Source organism: Rhizobium sp. WYCCWR 11128, from assembly GCF_013416305.1.
GTDB classification, from domain to species: domain Bacteria; phylum Pseudomonadota; class Alphaproteobacteria; order Rhizobiales; family Rhizobiaceae; genus Rhizobium; species Rhizobium indicum.
Genome location: NZ_JACCEZ010000005.1, coordinates 256,846 through 282,871, shown reverse-complemented (window position 1 = coordinate 282,871; position 26,026 = coordinate 256,846). Strand labels below are relative to the sequence as shown.

The window sequence follows — 26,026 nt, the reverse complement described above, 5'->3', positions numbered from 1 at the left end:
GGCTGGTGACGTTTCAGCCATGGCCAGGTGAAAGCGCCGGCCGAAGTGACGACGACGACAGCACCCATTGTCGCCATGACATCAGCCCGGCACCGGTTCCAGATCGATCAGCGCCTTGATCGGCAGGTGGTCGGAGGCGATGCGCGCCAATGGCGTGTCATGCGCTTCCACCTCCGAAATGATCCCCTTGCGGTTGGCGATGATCCGGTCGAGCGCCAGAAGCGGCAGGCCGGCAGGGAAACTCGGGACGGCGGGCGGCAGCGGTCCGAAGGCGGATTGGAAGGTGTTGAGCGAAGAACGGTCGCCGAGCCGCCATTCGTTGAGGTCCCCCAGCAGGATGGTCGGCATCTCGTGCCTGTTATTGATCAGTTCGACCAGCATGCGGGCCTGCTGGGCTCTGCTATGGCGCAGCAATCCGAAATGCGCGGCGATGATGCGCAGCACCCCGCCCTTCTCGAGTTCGATCTCGGCAACGAGCGCGCCGCGCGGCTCCAGCCCCGGCAGCTTGACCTGATGCACGTCATGCACCAGCCCCTTCTTGAAGAGCACGACATTGCCGTGCCAGCCATGCGCCTTCGCCATGCCGGCAACCGGCACCGCGATCAGCCCCGTCTCCCGCTCCAGCCGCCCGAGATCGAGAATGCCGGTGCGCTCGCCAAAGCGCGTGTCGGCCTCCTGCAGCGCGATCACGTCGGCGCCGATTTCATGGATGACGCGGCTGGTGCGCTCCGGATCGAAGCGGCGGTCGGTGCCGATGCACTTGTGCACGTTGTAGGAGGCGATCAGCGTTCCGGCGCTGCGCGGCCTTGTCTCCGTATAGGCCGCGTCGAGCCGCTTTTTCCTGCTCCTGATCGAGGCGAGAATGCTGGCGGGAAGGCTGTCTTTTCTGGCGTGCATCGGCAGGCGCACTTGTTCCGTTGATCGAAAAGCTTGTCACAGCAGTATAGGCAGGCAAGCCGAACTTGCCACGTCCGATCACAAAAAATCCGTCAGAGATAGGGCGACCCTAGCCATAGCACCTTCTCGAGCAGCCGCACCGCGAAGGGTCGCGCCTGCAGCCCCTCAAGCGTCACCGGCGTCGCCGTTTTCAGGGTTTCCTCGATATGCTCGTCGATCTCGGCGGCGAAGCCCTCGTTCAGCACTTCGAGATCGACCTCGAAATTCAGCCGCAGCGAGCGCGGGTCGAGATTGGAGGAGCCGACATAGGCCCAGGTGCCGTCGATCGTCAGCAGCTTCGAATGGCTGAAGCTGCCGGTGGAGCGCCAGATGCGGCAGTAGTTCTTGAGGATCTGGTCGAATTGCGCCGTCATCGCCCGGTCGACCAGCACGAGGTTGTTGACCGCAGGCACGACGATATCGACTTCGACGCCGCGCCGCGCCGCCGTCACCAGGGCGCTGATGAGTTCACGGTCCGGCAGGAAATAGGGCGACATGATGCGGATCGATTGGCGCGCCACGGAAAAGGCGCCCATCAGCATCTTATGGTTGGTCTCGACGCTGCGGTCCGGGCCGGAGGCGACGACGCGCATCAGGATGGGATCGCCGGGGCTGCGCTGCGGCGGTTCGATGCGCCAGGGCTCGTCGTTCAACAACTCCTGCGTGGAGAAGCGCCAGTCTTCGGCGGCGAGGTCGAAAAGGTCGGCCACGACAGGGCCGGTGACGCTGAAATGCGTGTCGTGGGCAAAGCTCTCGCCTGTTGCCTCCTCGCTGAAGCCCGCCCTGATGTTCATTCCGCCCGTCAGCGCAATTTTCCCGTCGACGATCAGGATCTTGCGGTGGGTGCGCAGATTGGCATAGGGCAGCCGCAAGCCCATGATGACGTTGCCGTTGAAGACGGCAACGGTGACGCCGCCTTCCCTCAAATGGCCGAGAATGCTCGGCACCGAATAGCGCGCACCGACCGCGTCGATCAGCACCCGGACCTCCACACCACGTCTGACCGCCGCAATCAGCGCATCGGCGATGCGAAGGCCGACAGCGTCGCGGTCGAAGATATATGTTTCGAGCAGGATGCTGCGCGTCGCCTCGTCGATGCTCGTCTTCATCGCCGCATAGGCCTCGTCGCCGGTTTCCAGCACATCGATCGTATTGCCTGAGGTCAGCGGATTGCGCGTCACCCGGTCGCCCAGCGTCTGCAGCGCCGCGAAGCGGCGGCCGAACTGGCTGATCACCGTCTCGGCCTCGGCGTCGAAGGTCTCCAACTCGTCGAATTCGGCCGCGAGCAGCAGCGCGTCGCGGCGGACGCTCAACGATTTGCGGCGGATGCGGTTGATGCCGGCAATCGCATAGAGCACCGCGCCGATGATTGGAGACAGAATGATAACGCCGACCCAGCCGATCGCGGCGCGCACCTCCTCCTTGGTCATGGCGGCATGGATCGCCGCCGCGGCCCCCATGGCGATCGAGACGACAAAGAGGATATGCGGCCAGTAGGTCGACAGGAGATAGAACATCGCTGGCGAATATAGCCGCGAAACGCCGGCGTTCAATCGCGCCGCCGCTCTCCCATGACGCGAATTTTTTCGCCGTGACCATTTTGCCGGCCCGGGACCGCGCGAATGCGCCAAAAGCTATCCCCCTCCTGCCCAATTGAAAGCGCGCTGCCCATTCCATTGCGGGAACAATGCCGGCACGGATCGATTGATCCCGAGGAGACTGAGGATCGCCATCATGAACATAGCCGCAAACGTCGGTCCGGCCTTGGCGCTCGAAGTGGCGGATGCCCGGCGAGATCAGGCGTTGTGCCTGATGGCTCGGCGCCGAGCTCAACATCCTGCGGCCGAAGCTCGTCGTGACGCTCGACGCAAGCGCGCTTTATGCGCTGGTCGGGCCGAGGGCGAAGCTGACGCCGGAGCGCCGCCATATCCTCTATCCGGCAAACCGTCCGCCTATCCTGGTCACCATCCACCCCTCCTATCTCTTGCGCATCCGCGACGAGGCGGAGCAGCGCCGGCAGCACCGGGATTTCGTCTCAGATCTGCACAAGGCGGCGGCGTTTCGGCCCGCATGAGTGCCGATTCTCAACCCTAATATGCTGCGATGCGAAATATTTCCGGTTGCGGCGCGATTTCGCTTGAAAGAGCTCCCCTCCTCTGGAACCATCCGAAGAGTATCGCGTTCGAACGACGGCATCATGTGACTGGAGATCAGCGATGGCAGAAACTCGGGAAGAGTGGATCAAAAAACGTGCATACACCCTTTGGGAAGAAGAGGGTTATCCGACAGGGCGAGATTCCATCCATTGGGAACAGGCACGACACGAGCGCGACGCGCTCGAGGGCTCGGCTGCGTCTCCCAACGGCAAAGAGGTCAAGCCCAAGGCGAAGCGCACTGCGACGGGCGCCAAGACGAATGGCGTGGTCACGCCGGCGCCGAAGCGCACCGCGAGCCGCAAGACCGCGTCCTGAACACTAGAAGACTGAGCATCTCGATTAAAAAGGGCGTCGGCTCGACGCCCTTGATCCTTTTTTGTCATATGCCTGAATTGGTTGTGCGATATTGAATTGCAGGGGTGGGCTTCCATGCGGGGGTGAACAGAGGCCGGATGACGCTGCAAGCTTTGAGGCTTCCAAAAAAAGTTGAGCCTTGCCCCGATAACGGGGAACAAGAAGATACGATGACTGTTTATGGCGGGACGAGGAAGTTGCCATGAACGACGGTCATACCGAAATCCTCTTTTTAGCCAGCAACCACGTGTCGACTGCGATCGTGTGAGGGATGGAGATGTCGCTCCTCATCATCGCCGCGCTACTCTACCTCGGTCTCGCGCTCGGGTTCATTCTTGTCGTCGACAATCTCGTCGGGCTGGTTTTCCGCGATCCGCGCGCACCGGTGCAACTGGTCTCCGTCTACATCGGCCGCGCCTTCGCCGCATCGCAGAAACTCTATCGAAAATAACAGCCTGCAGGCGCCGTCCGCTGACTGCTAAAAGTGTGGAACGCCCGGCAGTTAAGGATATTTCGACCGCGCCCTTTCCCTCCTATCGGAAGCCTCTATGTTGACGGTTTGGAAGGGCTGACCCCCGAGGTGGCCAACTACACCGGTGCGCGGACGACAAGGAAGCGATTTTGAATGGGAAGCGTCGGGAACGGCTGGCCGAGAGGCGGCGGCGAAATCGGCGAATTGTTACGGCATCCGGCTTTCCACGCCGTTGGTCTCGGTCCGGTCGAAAGCTGGCCTGCGTCTCTCAAGCATATCGCCGAAATGGTGTTGAATTCCCGCCAGCCCAAATTCGTCGCCTGGGGTCCGGAGCTCGCTTTTCTCTACAATGACGCCTACGTGCCTGTTTTCCCGCAGCGCCATCCCGACGCACTCGGAAGACCCTTCCGCGAGGTCTGGGCGGATATCTGGGAACAGTTTTCGCCGATCGTCGCCAGCACGCTGGAAGGCAGTTCACAGCTCTTCAAAGAGCTGCTCATTCCGATGCGCCGCGACGGCCGCACCGAGGACACCTGGTTCACCTTCTCCTACACGCCGCTGCGCGACGATGACGGCAAGGTCGCCGGCATCCTCTGCGCGGCCCTTGATGTCAGCGACCAGGTGTCGGCCAAGCGCGGCGAACAGACGGCGCTGGAAGAATTGCGCGCGAAATCGGAGGCGCTTGCGGTCGTCAACCGGGCGGGTGCCGCGGTCACCGCCGAGCCCAGCGTCGAACGCCTCACCCAGATTGTCGTCGATGCCGGCGTGACGCTGACCGGCGCCGAATTCGGCGCCTTCTTCTACAATGTCGACGATGGCGAGGGCGGCAGCTACATGCTCTATGCGCTCTCCGGTGTCGATCGGAAGAACTTCGAGAAATTCCCGATGCCGCGCAATACCAAGGTCTTCGCGCCGACCTTCGACGGCGAAGGCATCGTGCGCTCCGACGACATCCTGCTCGACCCGCGCTACGGGCAGAATATGCCGCACTCAGGCATGCCGAAGGGGCATCTGCCGGTCAGGAGCTATCTTGCCGTGCCGGTGAAATCCCGCGACGGAAGCGTCATCGGCGGTTTGTTCTTCGGCCACGGCCAGCCCGGCCGTTTCTCCCAAGCGGCCGAGGCAAGCCTCGTCAGCCTCGCCGGTCAATCGGCCGTCGCGATCGACAATATCCGGCTCTTCCGTGCTGCCAAAGTCGAAATCGACCAGCGCCGCGACATGGAAGATCAGCTGCGGAAACTCAACGAAATGCTCGAGGTCCGCGTCGCCGCCGAGATCGCCGAACGCCAGCAGGCCGAAGCCGCACTGCAGCAGTCGCAGAAGATGGAATCGATCGGCAAGCTCACCGGCGGCGTTGCCCATGACTTCAACAATCTGCTGCAGGTGATCTCAGGCAATCTGCAGCTTCTCGGCAAGGACGTGACTGATAACGGCCGGGGCAAGGAACGCATTTCCAACGCGCTTGCCGCCGTCGAACGCGGCTCGCGGCTGGCAAGCCAGTTGCTCGCCTTCGGCCGCCGCCAGCCGCTGGAACCGAAGGTCGTCAACATCGGCCGTCTCGTCACCGGTATGGACGACATGCTGCGCCGCGCGCTCGGCGAGGAGATCGAAGTCGAGACCATGGTCTCCGGCGGCCTTTGGAACACCTTCGCCGATCCGACCCAGATCGAGAACGCACTGCTCAACCTTGCGATCAACTCCCGCGACGCAATGGATGGCGCCGGCAAGCTGACGATCGAGGTCGGTAACGCCTTTCTCGACGATTCCTACAGCCGCACCCATCCTGAAGTCACCGCCGGCCAATATGTCGTGCTCGCCGTGAGCGATACCGGCTCCGGCATGACGCAGGAGGTGATGGAGCAGGCCTTCGAGCCCTTTTTCTCGACGAAACCGGAAGGCAAGGGCACCGGTCTTGGCCTGTCGATGGTCTATGGCTTCGTCAAGCAATCCGGCGGCCACGTGAAGATCTACAGCGAGATCGGCGAAGGCACGACCGTCAAGCTCTACCTGACCCGCTCGTTCCGGAGCGAGGATCGCGTCACGGCCGCCGACAGCGTACCCGCAGCCGGGGGCACGGAAACCATCCTTGTCGCCGAGGACGATGAGGGCGTGCGCGTCACCGTCGTCGAGATGCTGTCAGATCTCGGCTACTACGTGTTGAAGGCCAAGGATGCGCAAAGCGCACTCACCGTGATCGAAAGCGGCGCCCATATCGATCTGCTCTTTACCGATGTCGTCATGCCTGGGCCGTTGCGGAGCCCGGAGCTTGCGCGCATGGCGCGCGAGCGTCTGCCTGACATCGCCGTGCTCTACACATCGGGCTATACCGAAAATTCGATCGTCCATGGCGGCAGACTCGATCCCGGCCTCGAACTGCTCTCCAAGCCCTATACGCGCGAGGAACTCGCCCGCAAGATCCGCCACGTGCTTACTATCAGGACGCAACGCCGCCAGGGGGCCAGCAATGTCGCAGTGGCCGTTCCCAAACATCCCGAGATCGCCCGTGAAAAGCTGAAGCTGCTGCTCGTGGAAGACGACGCCTTCATCCGTATGGATACTGCTGAGATTCTGCAGGATCTCGGCTATGACGTCATCGAAGCTGATAGTGGCGAAAGGGGCGTGGAAATCCTCGGACACACCATTGTCGACATCATCGTCGCCGATGTCGGCCTGCCCGGCATGTCGGGCCAGGTCTTTGCCGCCAAGGCCCGCGAGGCCTTTCCGTCGGTCGGCCTGGTCTTTGCCACCGGCAACAGCAGCCTGCCGGATGCAAACCGTCTCCCAGGCTCTGTGCTGCTGTCGAAACCCTTCAGCAGCACGGCGCTCGACCAGGCGGTCAAGAATGCCGTCCAGCAGCGGCCTGGCGCCTAGAGTATCTCTGTTCTTTGCTGTAACTTCTGCTTTATGCGTCGGCGCCGTCGAACTCGGGATATTTGCGCATCAGATCCACCTCGCTGGTGCAGCTGTCGTCGCGCGCCGTCAGTTCGATCGAGAGCGTGTCGGCAGGATCGAGCCGGCCATCATCGTGGTGGCTGCCGCCATCGTGGTGGCTGCCGCCATCGTGACGACTGCCGCCATCGTGATAGACGGGAATGCGCGCGCCGCTCTGACTGACCAGCACGGCATCCCGCTCAAAGCCCCTCTGCAACAGCCAGTCACGCGGCGCCATCAGGCGGATGTCGACCTCGTAGGAACGCCCCTTCCCTTGCTTGAGGCTGACGGTATAGGTGACCGGCGATACCTGGCCGTTCACGTCGATCGCGCCGTTTCCATCGGCTTTGACGATGTGTTTTTCCATGTTCTCGGCTCCTTCTTATGTGCGGCCCGTGTGCAGGCTTTCCCATCGGAAACCTGATAAAATCGGCTTTTGTTCCCGAATCCGGGGCTTGCAAGCCATGCCCGCGGCCGGAACTTTTGGGCTCCGTACCGGTTCAATCCCTTTGCAAACCGACCGCCAACCAAGGATCGACAGCCGGTGGCTTGCCGCCGACCGCATCCGGTAAAAGGATTTTCGACATGGCCAAATCGAAGAAGAAATGGTCGCAGGACGTCACCGAACACAGTACCGAACACAGTGATGCGATGGACCTGAAGGAAGGCGTGTTCAAATCGGACGATCCGAAGAAGATTGCCCGCTCCGTCAAGCACTCTGCCGAGGAGAGCGATCGCCGCAAGTCGAGCCCTTATCGCGCCGCCATGTCGATGCTGACCTTCTACATCGATCGCGCCGGCGAACAGCTGACGAAAAAGCGGCGTGGCGCCCTTGAAAAGGCCAAGGACGAACTGCGAAAAGACTTCGGTCGTCAACCGAAAGATTGAGCGCTATGGCATACGAACTTTATTATTGGGACGGCATTCAAGGCCGCGGCGAATTTGTGCGGTTGGCGCTGGAAGAAGCCGGCGCCGACTATATCGACGTGACCCGGCAGCCCGGGCGCGGGACCGGTGCCATGATCGACATCATGGAGAGTGAAAGCGAACCGCACATTCCCTTTGCCCCACCCTTCCTGAAGGACGGCGACCTCATTATCCCGCATGTCGCCAACATCCTGTTTTATCTCGGTCCGAAGCTCGGCCTTGCGCCTAAGGATGAAGGCCTTCGCCATGTCGTCAACGGCCTGCAACTGACCGTCACCGATTTCGTCGCCGAAGCGCACGATACGCACCACCCGATCGATATGTCGCTCTACTATGAGGACCAGAAGCCAGAGGCAAAAGCCCGCTCGGCCGCTTTCATTCGCGACCGCATTCCAAAATTCCTCGGCTATTTCGAGCGGGTGCTGCGGCAGAACCCGAAAGGCGCCAACCATATGGTCGGCGATGCGCTCACCTATGTCGACCTCTCGCTCTTCCAGGTGGTCGCCGGTCTGACCTATGCCTTTCCGAAGGCCATGACGAACAGCAAAGCGGAATATCCCGCCCTGCTGGCGCTGCATGATGCGGTGGCGAAACGTCCGAACATCGCCCGCTATCTCGCCTCCAACCGCCGCCTCGCCTTCAACGAGGAAGGGATTTTCAGGCACTATCCTGAGCTCGACGGTGCGGGCTAAATTAAGAGCCGTTCATTCGAGCGGCACCGCCGCATCGAAGAAATTTCCCCACGGGTCTCTCGGCTGGGTCTCCAACCGTTGCGGCACGTTTCCGAGCGTGAAAGCGGCGGGACCGCTCACCTCGTTCAATTCCGACCAATCCAGCGGCATCGAAACCGGCGCACCCGATCGCGCCCGCGTCGAATAGGCCGCGACTGCCGTGTTGCCGCGGCCGTTGCGGAGATAGTCGATGTAGATATGCCCACCGCGTTTTGCCTTCGTCGCGGTTGCCAGATATTTCTCCGGCGCGTCGGACAACATGCTTTCGGCCAGTGAATGGGCGAAATCCTTCACCTCCGCCCAGCCGGCCTTCGGCGCAAGCGGCGCTACCACATGCAGCCCCTTGCCGCCCGACGTCTTGACGAAGGCAGCCAGGCCACGCGCTTCCAGCCGCGTCTTCAATTCAAGCGCTGCGGTTATGACAGCGCTCCAGGTCACGTCCTCGCCGGGATCGAGGTCCATAGTGATCATATCGGGTCTTTCCCAATTGTCGGCCGTCGTGCCCCAGGGATGAATTTCGAGCACGGCCGACTGCACCAGCGCCACAAGACCGTCGAAATCGCCGATGCGCAGAAGCTTTTCGCCGTCCGGATCCTCAGGATCGGCGATCTCCTCGATATGCGGATTCATGCCCTTCCAAGCATGTTTCTGGAAAAACCGCTGGTGGCTTTTTATCCCGTCCGGCAGGCGCAACAGTGCTAAGGGCCGGTTGACGACATAAGGCGCCATAAATGGCCACACCGCGGCGTAGTAATCCGCCAGCGCCTGCTTGGTCACGCCCTCATCCGGCCAGTAGAGCCGCTCGGGATGGGTCAGCGATACATCAGATGCCGGTGGTTGTCTGGGGCTCATTCTTCGATCTCGCTTGTGAGGAAATCAAGTAGCCTGTTTTCCTCGGCCCGCAAGCCCCGAAGCGGCTCGTTGCCGCTCTCCATCAGCGGATGATCGTTGCCGGCGAGCGCGATGATCGCGGGATGGATATAGCTCGAGCGCGAGATCGCCGGTGTGTTGTGCAGCGCCTCGGCCGCGGCTTCAGACATCTGCTTGACCGTCGGCCGGCCGCCACTGAGGATCGCCTCGCGCGCCGCTCCGAAGGCCGCCAGCGATCCGGCCCAGGTGCGGAAGGTTTTCGCCGAAATGGGAATGCCCGATAGCTCGGCCAGATAGGCATTCAGCCGTCCGGAATCGATTGGCTTCAGCGCCCCGCTTTCATCCTTCCAGACGAAGAGCTGGCGGCCGGGCAGGTCGGCTATCTCCTCCAGGATCTTCTGCAGCCTGGGGTGCTTGAGGCTGCGCCGGACACGCTTGCCGCCCTTGGCGCGGAATTTCAGCTCGATCTGCCCGTCGACGATCTTCAGGTGCCGCTTCAGCAGCGTCGTTGCGCCATAGGTGCCGTTCTCCCTGACATAGGCCTGGTTGCCGACGCGTAAGTGCGCCTCGTCGAGCAGCGTCGTTAAAGCCGCCAGCACGCCGTTGACATCCTCCGCACCGGTGTCGAGATGCCGCAGCACGGTGCGGCGTATCCGAGGCAGGGCCCGGCCGAACTCGATCAGCTGATGGAATTTGCCCGCGCTTCGGAAGGACTGCCATTCCTTATGGTAGCGGTATTGCTTGCGCCCGCGCGCATCGAAGCCGGTCGCCTGCAGATGGCCGTTGTCGTGGAGGCAGATCCAGACATTTTCATAGGCCGGCGGCAGACCGAGCGCGCCGATGCGCGCCCGCTGCAATTCGTCGGCAAGGGTCGTGCCGTCGGGCATCACATAGCTGAAACCCTTACCCTTCCTTCGTCTGCGGATGCCTGGTTCGGTATCGCTGACATAGACGAGACCAAGGTCGGTGATGGCTTCGGCATTCATGTTCTCTGCGACCCGTTACTTGCTCCTGCGGCCGAACTGGAACCACCACCGGCGCCCGGCCTTGGTCATGTCCTTCAGCGGCTCGGTCTGTCCCTCCGGCGCAAAGACGGCCACGCTCTGGGCATAGACCATGACCGGATTATCCTGATCGCGAACCTTGAAAGCATCCCTCTCCGCCCCGGTGTCGGCAATCCGCGACCATTTCGTCAGTCCATTTACCTCCGGCACGTGGAATTCGCAGTCGCCGCCGGCATTGAAGATGAGGAAGAGGTCATCCATCGTCTCGGTCTCGGGCGCATTCGCGCTCTTCGAGAGATAGACGCCGAGCACCCGCAGCTCATCATCGTTCCAGGCATCGTCATCCATGAAGCCGCCGTCCGGTCTGTACCAGGCGATCTCGATGCGGCCGTCCTCGCCGGTTTCGCCGGTCAGGAACCGCTCCTGCCGCAGAACGGGATGGGCCTTGCGGAAGGCGACGGCCTGCCGGCAGAAATCGAGGAAAGGATCGTCGAGCCCTGCCCAATCGGTCCAGCCGATTTCGTTGTCCTGGCAATAGGCGTTATTGTTGCCGTCCTGGCTGTTGCCGAGCTCGTCGCCGGCCAGGATCATCGGCACGCCCTGGGAGAGCATCAGCGTCGCCATCATGTTGCGGCGCCGCCGTGCCCGCGCGGCGTTGATATCGGCATTATCGGTCGCACCCTCGGCACCCATATTGTCGGAATGATTATCCGAATGGCCGTCCCGGTTATCCTCGCCGTTCGCCTCGTTGTGCTTGTCGTTGAAGGAGACCGTGTCCATCAGCGTGAAGCCGTCATGGGCCGACAGAAGATTGATCGAGGAGGTCGCTCCTCGGTCGGAATGGTTGAACTGCAGCGCCGAGCCGGTGACGCGCGCCGCCACCTCTGACACCATGCCGCCATCACCCTTCCAGAAACGGCGCACGTCGTCGCGGAACTTGTCGTTCCACTCGCGGAACGGATGCGGGAAGCCGCCGACCTGATAACCGCCCTCGCCGATATCCCAGGGCTCGGCGATCAGCTTGACGCCCGACAGCATCGGATCCTGCCTTATGGCGCCGAAGAAGCCGCCCTGGCGGTCGAATTCCAGATCCTGCCGCCCGAGCGTGCTGGCGAGATCGAAGCGGAAGCCATCGATATGCATGACACCCACCCAGTAGCGCAAGCTGTCGAGCACCATGCGCATCACCATCGGGTTGGCAACATTCAGCGTATTGCCGGTGCCCGTCGTATCGAACGTATGGCGCGGATCGTCGGGGGAGAGAATGTAATAGCTTGCATTGTCGAGCCCGCGGAAGGACAGCGTCGGTCCTTTCTCGCTGCCTTCCGCGGTATGATTGTAGACCACGTCCATGATGACTTCGATGCCGGCGGCATGGAACTTCTTCACCATGGTCTTGATTTCGGTGATCTTGTCGCCGGACATGTAGCGCGATTGCGGCGCGAAGAAGCCGAGTGTCTGATAGCCCCAGTAGTTGCGTAGGTTGTTTTCCAGGAGATAACGATCGTCGAGGAAATATTGGATCGGCAGAAGCTCGATCGCCGAGATGCCGAGCTTGACGAGATGGTCGATGATCGGATCGCTGCACATGCCGAGAAAGGTGCCGCGCAGCCGGTCGGGCACCTTTGGATGCGTCATCGTCAGGCCGCGCACATGCGCCTCGTAGATGATGGTGTCGGGCCAAGGACGGCGGATCGCCTCTTCACCCGCCCAGTCGAAGTCCGGGTCCTGCACCACGCCCTTGACCATGAAGGGCGCGCTGTCGCGCTCGTCGAAGGAAAGGTCGTCCTCGCCAATCTGATAACCGAACAGCGCATCGTCCCATTTAAGCTCGCCCGTCACCTGTTTGGCATAGGGATCGAGCAGCAGTTTGTTCGGATTGAAGCGATGGCCGGCGGCAGGATCGTAGGGACCATGCGCGCGATAGCCGTAGACCGTGCCCGGTCCGACGCCGGCAATATAGCCCGACCAGATGTCGCCTTCGCGCTTCGGCAGCGGCAACCGGGCGACCTCCTTCTTTCCATCAGGCGAGAAGAGGCAGAGCTCAATCTGTTCCGCATGGGCCGAGAAAATGGCGAAATGGGTGCCCGAGCCAATATATTCCGCCCCGAGCTCCGGCTTGAGGAAGTCGAGTTCCGAAAATGAAAAGCTCATGGTGCCCCGCTTGGTAAAAAGACCAAGCGGATAACGTAACGGCGGTTCGAAAGTTCCCTCGTGAAAGGGAAAAGGGAACGATGTTGCGCGCCGAAGAAAGGGCCTATGGCATCAGCTGGCCGCCATTGACCTCGATGATCTGGCCGGTGATGTAGCCAGACAGTGTCGGCGAGGCGAGGAAGAGATAGGCGCCGACACAATCTTCCGACGTGCCGACAAAACCCATCGGGATCGACTTGCGCTGCAGCTCCATCTGCTCGTCATTGGTATAACGCTCGTGGAAGGGTGTCGCGATAACGCCCGGCGCCACCGCGTTGACGCGGATCCTGTCGGCGACGAATTCCTTGGCATGACCGCGCGTGATCGTCGAGACGAAGCCCTTGGACGCCGCATAGAGGATCGCACCATTGCCGCCGCCATTGCGCGCGGCGATCGAGGTGGTGTTGATGATGAAGCCACCTTGCTTCTTCAGCCAAGGATGCGCCGCACGCGTGGCCGCCAGCACCGAGCGGGCGTTGAGGTCCATGACCGCGGCATAGTGCGCGTCGGTATATTCCGAGGTCGGCTTGCGCCCCAGCATGCCGCCGGCATTGTTGATGAGCCCGTCGAGATGACCGAAGGTCTTCGCCGTCTCCTCGACGACACGCTCGGTCTCGCCTTCCCTCGACACGTCGCCTTGGATCAGATGCACGGTGCCGCCGGCAACCCGGATCTCCTCGGCAAGTTTTTCCGCCGGTTCGCGGCTGGCATTGTAATGCACACCGACCTTGGCCCCTTGAGCGGCAAAGGCGCGGGCGAGTGCCGCGCCAATCCCGGTCGAGGCGCCGGTGATCAGCACGGCCTTGCCGGACAGGTCCGGCAGTTTTATGGATGCGAGCGATTGCGCAAGTTCGACCATGGCGACGATTGCCTCCCGAAAAACCAAGGACATAGGTGATGAAACGAATAGGAGAAGTCTTATCAGGGGAAATCGATGAAGGGCAATGCACGAAAGAGCGAGATTCGCATGGTGCCTAGTCCCGACCAGCGGGATTGAGCTCCCGAGAGAGATCGACAAGTGTCGCGCCCCGGCCAGGAAAAGTTTCCTTGTTGCTTTCGATGTAAGGGCCATAAACGTCAAGGAAAGACTGCACAGTATCATTGAAGAAGACTGCCGTTGTTTCCTTGGAGCAGAGCGACGCGCTCACGCAGAGACCAAGCCGGTTGAAGAAATAGACGACCTCCCTGACTTGCTCCTGGCGCGCAGGCTCCTGCGCAATCCGACGGTTGAAGAACTGCAGAAGGTTGTCCCTGGCGTGTCGGCTCGTCTCGGCCGTCCTCCTGTCGGCGGGCGGGACCGTCTCGATGAACGCCGTGTAGAACTTACGAAGTTCACCATAGGCTTGCCGATAGCCCTGCGTTTCCCAGGTCTCGATGAGAGTGAGCGTATATTTCGTGCGTTCGGTCTCCTGGTTCTCGCGGTACTCGAAGACTGCCCAAAAGATACCCCCCACCGCGCCGACGAAGGTCACCACGGTGACAATGCTGCTCAGAAGCGACCAGCCGGCATCCGAAACGTAAAAGAACGAGAGCCCGTCCCGCCGCTTGGATGATGGCTGGCTCATGGCTTGCAGTTCTCGACCAGATCGAACCGCACCGACGGATCGATCGTGCCTTCGTGCCCATCCAGCAATCGCTTGAGGCAAACAAGGCTTGCCTCGTCGAAGATGTAGACCGAGCGTAGCTCGCGCTGGTTCCGGGCGGTGGATTCACTGCCGGGCGGTAATAGCCCGGGCATCCGATCAAGACCGCGGCGTTCGCGTCCGTCGTCCCCGGCGCAGGCGGAGAGATCGACCTCCGCATTGCTCGTTTCCGCGCTCCGGGCGGTTGAAAGAAACTTTTCATAGTCCTGACGGAAGCATTTTGCCCTTACCCCATCGAGCTCGACGACCTCGTCACAGATGAGGCACGCGGCACCGGCGGCGGCAGGTGCGAGAAGCAGCATGGCAGCTGCCAGGGCCGCAACCGTTCCATAGGCGTCGCGGAATCTAAAAGAGGGCATAGTCTCCCACCAGTCGGCTGTTGATGATCCAGGGTGTCTGCTTGCCGTCGCTCGCCGCGAAAACCAGCGTCTTGACGCCGCGATACAGTTCGGAGGCCTCGATGCGACCATTATGGTTGTGGTCATAACGATCGCGTTTCTTTCCAAGGACGGTAACGATCGCGTTGGTGAACAGGCCCCCGACCTCGCGCCGCCCGAGCGACTCCTGTCGCCCCTTCGCAGCGGCGAGAACGGTGAGATTGGACCTGAGGGCGGCGAGGCTGTTGGCGAGATCGTCGTTGGTGGTGAAAGACCCGGCCCCCGCGGCGCCGGAGTGGCAGGCGTCAAGTAGGATGGTGATGCGCGCCTCGGTCCTTTCGAACAGCGCGGCCAGCCGGTCGAAAGGCAAGGCTGTGTGTTCGAGATCCGTTGGATCGGTGGCCGACGTCGCGAAATAGAAACGCCCATTGCGGTCCTGCATGCCATGGCCGGCCAGAAACAGGACCGCGTGGTCCCCACGGGCCAGCCCGTCCAGCAGTCGCGCCGTCGCCTCCAGGATGGCCTCGGGTGTGGCCCGCCTGTCCTTCGGCCCTACCTCGCCGAGGAACGGTGGCTCCTTGCCAAGCGGCTCGGTCAGCGTTTCGAGCACCGTGCCTGCATCGCGCAGAGGGTAATTGAGCGAACGGAGACGCTCATCCTCGTAAGTGTTCACTCCGATGACGAGCGCGCGGGTGACCGCACGGCGCGCAAGAGGCTCGCCGAGATCAGCCGATACCGGGAGGCTCGCCAGGCCCGCAGAATTGAATCCGATGACCGACACCCAACGCGCGTCCTTGAGCCTCTCGAACGACACTGCATTTCCGACGGTGGCCGCATCAACCGTTTCGGTCAGCACACCGTCCTGAAAAACGGACATATGCACCGTCTCTGCCGGATCGAAGTGCAATACGGCTCTTACGCGACCGCCGTTTTCCTCGAGCGCGATCTCGCCTGTCAACGACGGCGGTACGCCCACCTCGGAGACGGCCTGCGGCGTCTGCCCGCGATCAAGGACAGCGCGCGCCAGATCTGGGACCAGGCGCGCCGTGCCGAACCGGTCGAGACTATACTGTCCAACCCTACCGGGAAACTTCAGATCGATGAGGGCAGCGGCCTCGGCTGTCGCGTCGTAAAAGTAGTCCTTGGTCCAGACCGCGATCTCGTCGTCGGCGATGCGCCCGGACAGGAGCGACGGCCTATCGTCCAGAATGGCGTGAATATAGAAGTTGCCGTCAGAATTAAGTTGCACCGCATGGCGACGGTCTTTCGTCAACCAGGCCTCGACGAGGAGGTCGCCATTCGGAAGATTCTCGCCGATCCAGAGGAACTTCTGTGTTGCGCGGTCACGCACAGTAATGACGCCGTTGCCGGGCGCATAGGTCAGCAGCAGGTCGTCATTGGCTTTGATACGAAAAGGGTGCTGGTACCACAGACGATGGGCATTGTTTTCGAAGAAAAATGCGCCTTCCGCCTGAAGTGCCGCACTCGCCGCCGGCGCGGCGCGCGCGATATCCATGACGTAAAAAGCAGCATAGGGCCTGAGGCTCCCGAACGTCGCGCCCGCGACACACTCCGCACGCGCCACCCATACTGCCCCGCGAGACGTGCGGACCGTCGAGACCTCGACAACATCGCGAGGCGCTAACAGCGAGCCCGTGCCCCCCGTGTTCGAGGATTCTCCGAGCAGAAGATGTTCACAGTCGGAGATCGGACCCTCGTCCCCGACGGGCAGAGCCCAGTCGAAGCGCCAGCCCGCACGCTCCGCCTCGCGGCGGAAGCGCCCCATCGCCTCTGCGGATCGTTTCAGCCGCTTGTCACGATCAAGCGCGTGAAGGTCGTTATTCTCACCTGCCGCGTAGGACGCGACGAGGCGTTCACCGTCGACCATTGGATCGAGCGCGACGCCGAGGCGCAAGAGTTGTTCGGGCAAGGCAGCGGCGAGAGGTGTGTCGTTGCCGGCTCTGATGGAGCCTTGGTCGTTCGATGCCACGGCCGTATCGATCATGACTGCCTGAAGCTCAATTTTGCCCAATGTGCGCGACAGGCTCTCCGTAAAATCGCGGGGGCGGCGGCTGTCGGCGTCCGCGACCTCCCAGTCTTCCCAGGTACTGGTCGTCTTGAAGCCGCCGGCAACATCGAATTCCCGAGCGACACTGACGGGCGACACCATGCCAAGCGACCAGAACATATGAAAATGAAGGGGAATGGTCTCGCCACCTTGAGAACTGTAAGCGCCGGAGGAATTTGCCGTCGAGGCGTAATCCGGGTTCTGGAGCGCACCAACGCGGTAGCCGGCGCCACCCCAGATGGCGTAGGCGGCATTCTCCAGATCGATCGCCACGCGCGTCTGACCGCGTTCCGCGGTGCAGCAAGACGGCCCGGTAATCTGCTCCCGTATGCGCAAATGATCACCGAAGGTGGAGGAAAAATTCACCTCCGCCCAAGGCGCGAGCGTGGTGAAGACGACGCTGTCGCCGAGCGCCCAGCGAAGGTCGCCGGCATCCGCTGTCGCAGCCGTATGCCCATCGACCATGTCGACGATGTCGAGCCGGCCATTATGCTCGACGCCGATGAAGCGGTGGGTCGGCGAGATCTGCAGGTGTGTGCCTGCCCGCTCGACGATTTCCGTCCCGCTTGCCGCATCCAGCAGAAGAAAGCGGGTATCGTTGAGGAGGATGCGGCGGGAGAATTTAGGGACATCGATGCTATGTGTGAACGCCGCGCGGCCCTCGGCGGTGTTGAGGACGATCTCAGCAGGCGCCGGTGCGATTTCGAGCCGCTCCGATTCTTCCTTCAGAACGATCTCCTCCTCGCAGGCGCGCAGATAACCCACCAACGTAACGGATAGGTTCAAAGGCCCCGCTTGCAGCGGAATGGTTGAAACTGAACCACTCGCTGCGGCACCACGCGTCGCCAGGGCGACCATGGCGCGTGTCTGGCCGAGACCGTTTTTGATCGCGAACGGATTGGGCGCGTCAGGACCCAACGCGACATGCCCCTTGCCTTTAAAACGGACGGGCTGTTCTGCTTTGACCATGAACCAAACCGGTATGCGATCTTCGAGCGTGTTGCCCGACCACTCGATCGCAAAGCTGTTTCCCGCGCGGAGCGGTCCCTGATGCGGCAGTGTCCATTGGAATTTTTCGGCCAGACGCCGGAGCGTCTCCTTCTCCTCGTCGCATGACCGGCCGAGCCTGCGAGCAGCTTGTTTTACGCGAGCCTGAAAGCCCTCCAGTGTCTCGCCCTCGTGCCACCCGACCGCTCCATCGACGATCGGTCCCGGTCCGCGGGTGGGCGGAGGTGCTAAACCCGCTTTCCGGCCATCGAAAACGCCGCTCTTTCCGGCTGCGTAGGGTTTGGGCGAGCCCTTTTCGGACTTCAGGAAACATGCCCCGCCGCTCGGGTTGAACGTATAGGCCCGGCACATGTCAGTTTCCGAGCAGATCGCCATACATTCGCCTTCCGTCAGGCCACGCAGAAGCGGATCGGCCAGCCCATGTCGAATGTCATTGCCAGCAAGATCCGTATTCGGCTGCGAGGTCCACGTTCCTTCGGACGCGGTGACCTCGGCCAGTTCGTCGGCAAGGCGGGCGAACTGCCCAGGGTAGGGATCCTGGCCGCTACGGAGCCGGGCGACGAGGGTAGCACATGCCTTTCCAACCCGGTCGTATTCGGGGCCGAATTGCGCGAGACCGAAGGACATCGACCATGTCCCCAACTTGAGGTTCAGCGACCGCCCGGAGGAAAGGCGGGCGATGAGCGCTGCATCACGAGCGGCATCGAGGACCGGTCTCTTGCGGATGCCATCGAGGGGAAGCGTTGCCTCAGGGCCTCGATCCACCGTCAGACCCGCGCCAGAGCCCGACGGTGTCGAGTAGCCCGCCACCTCTTCTAAATCAAGGACCACACCGGCTTCGGCATCGCAGGCAAGACGAAGGCAGACCTTGCTGTAGCCGGTGGAGGCGCAGATTTTGCTCCCGATCCCGGTGTCGTCCGGCTGCCACGGTGGCAAGACCGCATCGCCGACAACCGGGCCTGTCCTATGGGAGAGCTCCTCCTCCATGTTGACGGCATGTGCCTCGCGGATCGATGCGGGGGCTTCCCAGCTCCGATCCGCCGCCCAGGCCGCCATCGCAGCCATGGTCGCTTGGTCTGTCTGCCCATTCACCGGCCCCGAATAGTAGCCGAGCCGTGAGAGGGCCGTTTGAACGCGACGAACAGTCCCATCTTCTGGACCAGAGCTTGGACGATCCTGTTCTGCAACCTGTCCCTGCGCGCGTTCAGCTTCCAGGGAATTGAGATGCGCGACACGGAGGGTTGTTGGAGCCTCCCATCCCCGGTCGCGTGCCCACGCTATAACCGAACTCCACGTCTCGACCCCGGCATCTCCGTCGATCGGACCATGATAGTAACCGAGCGCTTCCAGGGCACGCTGCAGGCGTTGCACTTGCGACCTTGTCAGCTGCGACCGAAGAGTCGGTATCGGTTTAGACGTTCGGCGACCAGCATCTGGTGGCGCAGCATCACGCGTGACGCCGTCGGTCAAGCTCCTGATGACGTCGAGAGGAGACTGCGCCAGAGCCGGCTGCGACAGCAACATGACACATGCCAGAGCAATCCCTATAACCCTCATTGCTGCAGCATGGCCCCCAGCCAAAAGTTAATAAACAGTATACTGCCGAAGAACTGAGGGTTCCTCAAGTGAATATTTAAGGATTGGCGCGTCTTAGCCGTTACTTCCCTAGCAGAGAGCGTCGCCGCATCGTCCGCTACTACACCAATACGAACTCTACTTTTGCGTGAATCAAGTTATTCCTTGCCTTGTAACGCTTTGTTCTTTCGCCATCCAGAATGGCACACAAGCCAGCGGATCTGAATGATCGCGGTCCGGCCTCGTCGTCCATTTGTTACGGTGGAGGCGACTGTGCAGCCTGCGGTGTTGGCGATTTGGCGGCAAAAATCGCGACGATGCGAAAACCTTGAGTGGGCGTCGTCACCGATGTCCACTCTCGATACCGCCCGTGAGGATTGGCAAGGCGCCTGTTACGGCGCCATGCCGAAGGCCGGCTGCGGTTTCTGGCGGGCGAGAGGCGGGAACGCGAGCGCTATCGCCGCAGCCCCCAGCCCGACCATCGCGGAGCCGATGAACAGCCAGGAATAATTGGCGAAGGTGTCGAATATCCAGCCGCCGATGAGAGGGCCGAAGGCCATGCCGAGGCTGGAGAGCATCGTCGCCGCACCGAAGACCGTGCCGATGATACGCGGCCCGAAATATTCACGCGCCAGCACGGCATAGAGCGGCATCACACCGCCATAGGCACTGCCGAAGACGATTGCGAGCGCGTAGAATTCGCCGAGCTGGCTGACGAAGAGATAGGTCGCAAGGGCTGCCGCCTGCACCAGCAGGCCCGCGACGAGCACCGGCTTCACCCCGATCCTGTCGGCAAGGCTGCCATAGAGCAATCGGCCGCCCAGTCCCGCCAGGCCCTCGACGCTGTAGATGCTGACGGCCGCCATCGGTGCGACGCCGCAGATCGTCGCATAGTTCACCATGTGGAAGATCGGCCCGGAATGCGCCGCGCAGCAGGCGAAGAAGGTCAGGCCAAGCACGATGAATTGCGGCGATCGAAAGACTTTAGACAGTTGCGGCCGAGCGCCGTCGGCCGCGAACTCGGTTCCGGTGTCATTGGTCTCGGCAGGTGGGCGCCTGACCAGCAGCGCGGCCGGCACCAGCAGCACCCAGGCGGCAACGCCGATGATCAGCATGGCCGGCCGCCATTCATAGGCCGAGATCAGCCAGCGCGCGAAAGGGGAGATTGTCATCGGCGCGACGCCCATGCCGGCGGAGACCAGCGACACCGCAAGCCCGCGGTTTTCGTCGAACCAGGCGGTCGTCGCCGCGATCATCGGCGCGAAAAACGTGCTTGCCGCCAGTCCGACAAGAATGCCGTAGGTCAATTGGAACTGCAGCAGCGTCTCGGCCCGGCTCGCCAGCACCAGCGCCAGACCGAGCAGCACGGAGCCTATCAGCACGACGACGCGCGGGCCGAAGCGATCGCTTGCCGCCCCCCAGAAGAAGCCGCCGAAACCCATGACGATGAAGTTCAGCGTCATCGCGCTCGCTATGCCGACATGCGACCAGCCGGTCGCCGTCGCGATCGGCTCCTGGAAAATCGCCAGCGAGAACATCGCGCCGAGCGCGACGCATGTCATCAATGCGCCCGCGGCGACGATGACCCAACGATAGGAAACACCCATGGCTTCATAACCTCCATGCCGACAGAGTGACCGCGACGCATGCGGCAAGCCTACCGCATTTCGTGCCTGCGATCTCAAGACGTTTGGGCCGCGGCGGATTCGACAGCGCACTCACATCTTTTTTTGTGTCGAACCGGCGATGGCCCTATCGGCGATGCGCTCTGATCCTCGAAGCTAGAGCCTTTCCTGGTCAGATTGCAACATTCTGTTGGCTCAAACGGAGTCGGATGGTCGACCGGCCGGCGCGCGTCGTAGCCAAGCTCTACGGCCAAGCCGGCCGGTCGATCAGCCGGCCCGTTTCAGCCAACCCGAAGGGCCGGGCATCTTTGCGCCAGGGCAGAGGCGATCGGCTCGGACGTACCAAGAGGTATGCCCTTCGCCAATCGCCTCTGCCCTGACGAAAACCTGCTCCGGCAGAATGCTACAATCTGACCAGGAAAGGCTCTAGTCCAATCCCAGTCTCTGGAACAGTTCGGCCGGTGCACCATACCGTTCGATGACTTGCCGCATAAGACGCAGCATTCGTTCTCGCTCTTCAGGTCGGTCCTGCCAGAGGTCTCGCTTCTGCTCTGGATCAGAGCGTCGATTAAATAGCAGCGGCTGGCTGTCGAGGTTCCGCCGGTCTCCGGGGCCGTCGGGAGTGATGGGAATTTTCCATTGCGGCATGTCGATACCGGGAATGTAGCGCCCATGATCGACGGGCTTGTCCTGCGGCTCGATGGTGGTTGGTACCATTGTCGAGTAGGCGTAAAGCGGCTTGTCGCGATCCGGTGGCTGGATCAGCGTCCATTCGCCATCGGTGCAGCAGATGCCTTGCCCGAATGTCCCGTAAATGACGGCGTTCCGCGCGTTGCCGATCTCGCCCTTGAGAAGCGGCAGAAATGAATGCGAGTGCGTCTGTCGTGGCGGCTCGACGCCGGCGATCGCCAGGATTGAGGCGAAGAGGTCGACGGTCGACGTCAGATTTTCAATCGCGCCGCCATTGGCTTGGAGGCCGGGGTGCCAGACGAGCAGCGGAATGTTCGCGTGGCTGTCGAAATGCGGGAATTGCTTGCCATAGCCGCCCCGTTCACCGAGATCATGTCCATGATCGGTGGTGACGATAACGGCCGTGTCGTCCCAGAGCTGCAGTTCGTCCAGGGTGGTGAACAGCTTGCCCAGCCACCGGTCCGTCATCGTCAGTTTGGCGCCATACTGGGAGCGAACGAACGCCAGCTCCTCGGGGCTCGCCTGGCTCATGAACCCCGCCTGGCGCGCCGCATCCTGATAGGGCGGCCACAACGTAAAGCGGTCTCGCGCCGCACCGTCGCCGTACATCGAGGCATAGGGCTCCGGGACATCGAAGGGCTCATGCACGTCGAAGGACTCGACCTGCAGGAAGAACGGCTTTCCGGTCTTCGGTTTGGCGAGCCATTCGCTCGCTGATGTCATCACCTTGGCAGGAAAGAAATCGGCCTCATCCTTGAAGTTTGCGACATTCGAGAAGTAGCGGTGACCATAACCCGGGCGCCATTTTTCGATATTGTGCACCCATTGCGGCAGATCTGCCTCAGGCACGAGCGGCTCCCAGAAATCCAGCTCGTGCCCTCGAATGAATTCCGCGCCCTGGAAGCTCTGGATGTAGCCGTTCGCCGACTCCTCCCAGTAGTGATAGTGATCGGTGACGATCGCGGTTGTGTAACCCGCACTCTCCAGCAGTTTCGGCAGGCGTAGGTCGAAGGGTTCGAGCGGTCCCCAAGGACGCCATTGCATGCCGCTGAACCCGGCAAAAATCTCACGCCGCGCCGGCATGCAGGGCAGGCTTCCGACAAAGTGATTGTCGAAACGCCACGCCTTTTTGGCGAAAGACTGAAGGTTCGGCGTCGCGAACTCGGTTCCGCCATAGGCCGAGAGAGCATTGCGGTTAACGCTGTCGATAAGCACGAGTATGATGTTCATGGAAGGACCTTCGATGTTCGTTCGAGGCGTTCACACCGCTACAGCTTCACTGCACCGGCCGCGAGATCGGAGACGAGCTTTCGCTGAAGCAGCATGAAAAGGACAAGTGTCGGCAGCGTCGAAATCACCGACGCCGTCATCACCAGATTCCATTGCGTGGTGTATTCGCCGAAAAAGCCGGCAAGCCCCACCGGCACGGTCTTGTTTTCGTCCGCTGTCATCAGTGTCAGGGCAAACAGAAATTCATCCCACGCCGACACGAAGGCGTTGACCGCGACCGTCACCACACCCGGCCAGGCGATCGGCAGAATGACCTTGAAGATGATCTGGATCGTCGAAGCGCCGTCGAGCTTGGCCGCCTCATCGAGATCCTGGGGAATTGTGTCGAGGTAGCCGAGCAGCAGATAGATGGCGAATGGCAGGTTCATCGCCGTATAGGACAGAACCAGGCTCAGCGGATTGTTGATCAGCCCCACGGCGAAAAACATCGAATAAAGCGGCGTGATCAGGATCACGTAGGGAAAGAGCTGCGTGCAGATCACCAGGATCAGCAATAGGCCGCGGCCGCGGAAATCGCGGTTCCGCGAAAAGCCATAGGCGGTTATCAGCGAGATGGTAACGGCCGCTACAGTCGAGATCGTGCAGACGACAAGGCTGTTTCTGAGGTAGTTCGGGAACGGCGAGTTTTGAAGGAGGGTGTAGTAGTTTTCCAGGGTAATGCTGGTGAATAGCTGAAACGTCCGGGTGAATATTTCCTTGTCCGGGCGGAAGGAAATCAGCACCACCCAAATGAAGGGAAACGCCAAAATCAGCAGCAGGCCGATACCCAGAATGACGGTGATCAGGTCCTTGGCAAACCTGATATGCCGCGCCCGATGCGCCATCGAAACATTCATGACGACGCTCCCCGTTTCCTGCGGGAGAGAACCCCGAGGTAGATGAGCGCAAAGGCGAACATCATCAAGCTCATCAGAACGCCGATGGCGGCACCCTCGCCGACGCGATAGTCGACAAACGAAACCGTATACATCTTCGTTGCCAGAACCTGCGTGTAATCGCCCGGCCCTCCCCGCGTGGCGAGCCAGACGTAGACGAAATTGTTGAAGGTCCAGATCGTCGTCAGCAGCGCGACCACCGCGATCACGGGCTTCAGCATCGGCAGGATGATGCGCAGGTGTATCTGAAACTCGGACGCCCCGTCGATGCGGGCCGCTTCCCTCAGTTCCCTCGGAATCGACTGCAGCGCCGCGAGGAAAGTGATGATGACGAAAGGAAGCTCGCGCCAGATCAACATGGTTTCGACCGCCCCCCAGACCGTCGACGTCCTGGAAAGAAACGGAATTCCCCTGTCGATCAGTCCTGTCGATAAGAGAAACTGGTTGACCGCGCCGTAGCGGGGGTCGAGCAGCCACTTCCAGGCGGCGACGGCGACGACCGGCGGCGTTACGAAGGGGACAAGGACCAGCGACCGGACGAGCCAGCCGATGCGCCATCTGGCAAAGACCTCGGCGTTGAGAAGGATGGCGAGCGCAAGTCCGAGTGCCAGTCGAATGACGACCGTCACGAATGTCAGCAGGAAAGCCGTGTTGAACAACGCGCCGGCAATTCCTTCATCTTTGAGGACGGTGACAAAGTTGGCAAAGCCGACCCACTGACCCGGCTTTCCCAGATCGAAAAGACTGAGTTCCTGAAAGCTCAGCGCAATATTGTAGAATGCCGGGCCGGCGAAAAAGATTGCCAGGATGAGCATCGCCGGCATGACCAGGCCATAAGGCTCGAAATGCCAACTCCGGAATAATCCTCGTCTTTCGACGCGCTTGGCCAGCGCGCCGTCCGGGTTTGCGGAAACAGACATTGTCAGCCCTTGCCGCGGGCGAGCAAGTCGTTGAGTTCCTTGATGATGACATCCGCAGCCTCATCAGGATTGCGCTGCCCGGAGAATACGGCGCCGAACTCGCGATTGATAAGGGCTGTCATGCTCGACACCTTGATCGGGGAAGAGATGTACCGCTCGAAGGTCTGCGCCAATGGCAGCATCGTCACATAGCCCTGCTCGGCCGGAGGAAACTGGAGCTGTGAAAGCAGCGACTTCTGCGAGGGATATTGGTTGTAGGTTTTGAAGGTCTCGGGGCCGACGAGATATTTGACGAACTCCCAGGCCTCCTTCTGATGCTTGGTGTTGGGATTGATGCCGAGCGCACGTCCGCCAAGATGGGAGATCCGCTTCTCCGTCCCTTTCGGAATAGGTGCGGTCAGCAGGGGCTTGTCCGATTGTTTCTGGGCGGCCCTGAAGGTTTGCGGCGGAAAGAACGTGATCGCGCAATCGCCTCGGCCGAGCCCGCCGATCAGCTCGGGATCGCCCCACGCATTCACGGTGATGAGGTTTTCGGGTGCTGTTCCATCCACGAAAAACTGATTGAAATAGTTCATTGCCGCCGCCAGTTGCTGGGGCGTCACGGACACTTTCCATTTCCCCGGGCTTTCCTCCGTGACCAGGGTCGAGCCATTGCTCCAGAGGTAATAATTCACAAGCGTCCACATGCCGCTGTCGGGTGCGCTGCCTGCGGGGAAGCAGAAACCGTATTGTTCAGTTCCGCCACCTTCGGTGGTCAATTTCTTGGCAGTTGCAGCAAGATCATCCCAGCTATCTGGAAAGTTTGAGACACCGGCTGCCTGCAGGAGATCAGGGCGATAGGCCATCGAGAATGTATCTGCCGTCCATGGCAGGCCGAAGATCTTATCGTCGAGGGTGGCGAGGTCGAGAGCCAGAAAATCGTCGGTGCCAGCTCCAGGCGCATTCGATTGGATGAGAGGACTGAGATCGAGAAGCAGCTTCGATCGCGCCAGATCACGCGTCCACACGAAAGCCAGCTGCTGAACATCCGGTCCCGCACCGGCGGGAATTTCGCGCGCCAACTGGGCAAGCGTGTCGCCGCCCGACATCGTCTCCAATTTAACCTGGACATCGGGATGACTGGAATTCCAGGCATCGACGGCGGCAATCAGGCCTTGAATTTCGGTTGGGGGATCGAATTGACGAAACGTCAGTTGGACCTTGTCCTGTGCGGCCGATGGAGCGATCGCAAAGATCATCGACGCCGCCGTCGTCGCGGCGAAAATCAGCTGTCGGCCTATGCTATTTTTAAACATCGGTTCCTCCTCCTTCTATCCCCATCCCGCGCCCCGATTTCCTTGTCGAAGGCTTATTCTTCTGTGTAGGGCGTCCGTCGAGAACG

The 26,026-nt window shown here is 61.3% G+C and carries 20 protein-coding genes and 1 pseudogene; 6 read left to right on the top strand and 15 right to left on the bottom strand.

Annotated features, from left to right (window positions below):
• Positions 1–81 precede the first annotated feature (81 nt).
• Together HX898_RS18165 and HX898_RS18160 are read right to left on the bottom strand one after the other, a co-directional pair.
• Positions 82–897 (bottom strand): endonuclease/exonuclease/phosphatase family protein, encoded by an 816-nt coding sequence (locus tag HX898_RS18165; protein ID WP_171598053.1) that lies wholly within the window; start codon positions 895–897, stop codon positions 82–84.
• A 92-nt stretch (positions 898–989) separates the two neighbouring features.
• Positions 990–2,453 carry a phosphatidylserine/phosphatidylglycerophosphate/cardiolipin synthase family protein gene (locus HX898_RS18160; protein ID WP_180195390.1) on the bottom strand — a complete coding sequence of 488 codons (1,464 nt, stop codon included), beginning with the start codon at positions 2,451–2,453 and terminating at the stop codon, positions 990–992.
• A 272-nt stretch (positions 2,454–2,725) separates the two neighbouring features.
• On the opposite strand from HX898_RS18160, the pseudogene HX898_RS18155 reads away from it, so the two are divergent.
• The 4 genes and pseudogenes from HX898_RS18155 to HX898_RS18140 all read left to right on the top strand — a co-directional run.
• Positions 2,726–3,010: pseudogene (locus tag HX898_RS18155) on the top strand (uracil-DNA glycosylase family protein); the annotation flags it as partial.
• A gap of 142 nt (positions 3,011–3,152) precedes the next feature.
• Complete coding sequence (locus HX898_RS18150; protein ID WP_138331323.1) at positions 3,153–3,407, top strand: DUF2934 domain-containing protein; 255 nt, start codon at positions 3,153–3,155, stop codon at positions 3,405–3,407.
• Positions 3,408–3,723: 316 nt separating this feature from the next.
• Positions 3,724–3,897 carry a hypothetical protein gene (locus HX898_RS18145; RefSeq protein WP_018071066.1) on the top strand — a complete coding sequence of 58 codons (174 nt, stop codon included), beginning with the start codon at positions 3,724–3,726 and terminating at the stop codon, positions 3,895–3,897.
• A 174-nt stretch (positions 3,898–4,071) separates the two neighbouring features.
• Positions 4,072–6,789 carry a response regulator gene (locus tag HX898_RS18140; protein ID WP_180195313.1) on the top strand — a complete coding sequence of 906 codons (2,718 nt, stop codon included), beginning with the start codon at positions 4,072–4,074 and terminating at the stop codon, positions 6,787–6,789.
• 31 nt (positions 6,790–6,820) lie between these two features.
• Here the strand turns inward: HX898_RS18140 and HX898_RS18135 are convergent, their stop codons facing one another.
• Positions 6,821–7,216: a hypothetical protein gene (locus tag HX898_RS18135; RefSeq protein WP_180195312.1), complete on the bottom strand. Its 396-nt coding sequence runs from the start codon at positions 7,214–7,216 to the stop codon at positions 6,821–6,823.
• Between the two features lie 218 nt (positions 7,217–7,434).
• Here HX898_RS18135 and HX898_RS18130 point away from each other — a divergent pair, with 218 nt between their 5' ends.
• Both HX898_RS18130 and HX898_RS18125 read left to right on the top strand, forming a co-directional pair.
• Positions 7,435–7,737, top strand: coding sequence for a DUF3175 domain-containing protein (locus HX898_RS18130; protein WP_180195311.1), 303 nt, complete (start codon positions 7,435–7,437; stop codon positions 7,735–7,737).
• Between the two features lie 5 nt (positions 7,738–7,742).
• Positions 7,743–8,468, top strand: a complete 726-nt coding sequence (locus tag HX898_RS18125; protein WP_180195310.1) for a glutathione S-transferase — start codon at positions 7,743–7,745, stop codon at positions 8,466–8,468.
• A gap of 12 nt (positions 8,469–8,480) precedes the next feature.
• Here the strand turns inward: HX898_RS18125 and ligD are convergent, their stop codons facing one another.
• The 12 genes from ligD to HX898_RS18065 all read right to left on the bottom strand — a co-directional run bounded on the left by ligD (position 8,481) and on the right by HX898_RS18065 (position 25,940).
• Complete coding sequence (gene ligD / locus HX898_RS18120) at positions 8,481–9,359, bottom strand: non-homologous end-joining DNA ligase (protein WP_180195309.1); 879 nt, start codon at positions 9,357–9,359, stop codon at positions 8,481–8,483.
• Positions 9,356–10,363 carry a DNA topoisomerase IB gene (locus tag HX898_RS18115; protein WP_180195308.1) on the bottom strand — a complete coding sequence of 336 codons (1,008 nt, stop codon included), beginning with the start codon at positions 10,361–10,363 and terminating at the stop codon, positions 9,356–9,358. The genes ligD and HX898_RS18115 overlap by 4 nt, the downstream gene beginning before the upstream one ends.
• Before the next feature lie 15 nt (positions 10,364–10,378).
• Entirely contained in the window at positions 10,379–12,535 is a 2,157-nt protein-coding gene (glgX, locus tag HX898_RS18110) for a glycogen debranching protein GlgX (protein ID WP_180195307.1), read from the bottom strand.
• 103 nt (positions 12,536–12,638) lie between these two features.
• A complete protein-coding gene (locus tag HX898_RS18105) occupies positions 12,639–13,433 on the bottom strand; it encodes an SDR family NAD(P)-dependent oxidoreductase (protein WP_180195306.1) in 795 nt (264 codons plus the stop codon).
• 115 nt (positions 13,434–13,548) lie between these two features.
• Positions 13,549–14,139, bottom strand: coding sequence for a hypothetical protein (locus HX898_RS18100; RefSeq protein WP_180195305.1), 591 nt, complete (start codon positions 14,137–14,139; stop codon positions 13,549–13,551).
• On the bottom strand, positions 14,136–14,519 hold the full coding sequence (locus HX898_RS18095; RefSeq protein WP_017992140.1) for a hypothetical protein: 384 nt from the start codon (positions 14,517–14,519) through the stop codon (positions 14,136–14,138). The genes HX898_RS18100 and HX898_RS18095 overlap by 4 nt, the downstream gene beginning before the upstream one ends.
• A 43-nt stretch (positions 14,520–14,562) precedes the next feature.
• The gene (locus HX898_RS18090) at positions 14,563–19,041 is read right to left on the bottom strand and encodes a caspase family protein (protein WP_348649465.1); all 4,479 of its coding nucleotides are present in this window, start codon (positions 19,039–19,041) and stop codon (positions 14,563–14,565) included.
• A gap of 596 nt (positions 19,042–19,637) precedes the next feature.
• Positions 19,638–20,852, bottom strand: a complete 1,215-nt coding sequence (locus tag HX898_RS18085) for an MFS transporter (protein ID WP_180195302.1) — start codon at positions 20,850–20,852, stop codon at positions 19,638–19,640.
• A 444-nt stretch (positions 20,853–21,296) separates the two neighbouring features.
• A complete protein-coding gene (locus tag HX898_RS18080; RefSeq protein ID WP_180195301.1) occupies positions 21,297–22,790 on the bottom strand; it encodes a sulfatase in 1,494 nt (497 codons plus the stop codon).
• Between the two features lie 38 nt (positions 22,791–22,828).
• Positions 22,829–23,686 carry a carbohydrate ABC transporter permease gene (locus tag HX898_RS18075; RefSeq protein WP_180195300.1) on the bottom strand — a complete coding sequence of 286 codons (858 nt, stop codon included), beginning with the start codon at positions 23,684–23,686 and terminating at the stop codon, positions 22,829–22,831.
• Positions 23,683–24,645: a sugar ABC transporter permease gene (locus tag HX898_RS18070; protein ID WP_138389717.1), complete on the bottom strand. Its 963-nt coding sequence runs from the start codon at positions 24,643–24,645 to the stop codon at positions 23,683–23,685. The genes HX898_RS18075 and HX898_RS18070 overlap by 4 nt, the downstream gene beginning before the upstream one ends.
• A 2-nt stretch (positions 24,646–24,647) precedes the next feature.
• Positions 24,648–25,940 (bottom strand): sugar ABC transporter substrate-binding protein, encoded by a 1,293-nt coding sequence (locus tag HX898_RS18065; protein ID WP_180195299.1) that lies wholly within the window; start codon positions 25,938–25,940, stop codon positions 24,648–24,650.
• Positions 25,941–26,026 lie beyond the last annotated feature (86 nt).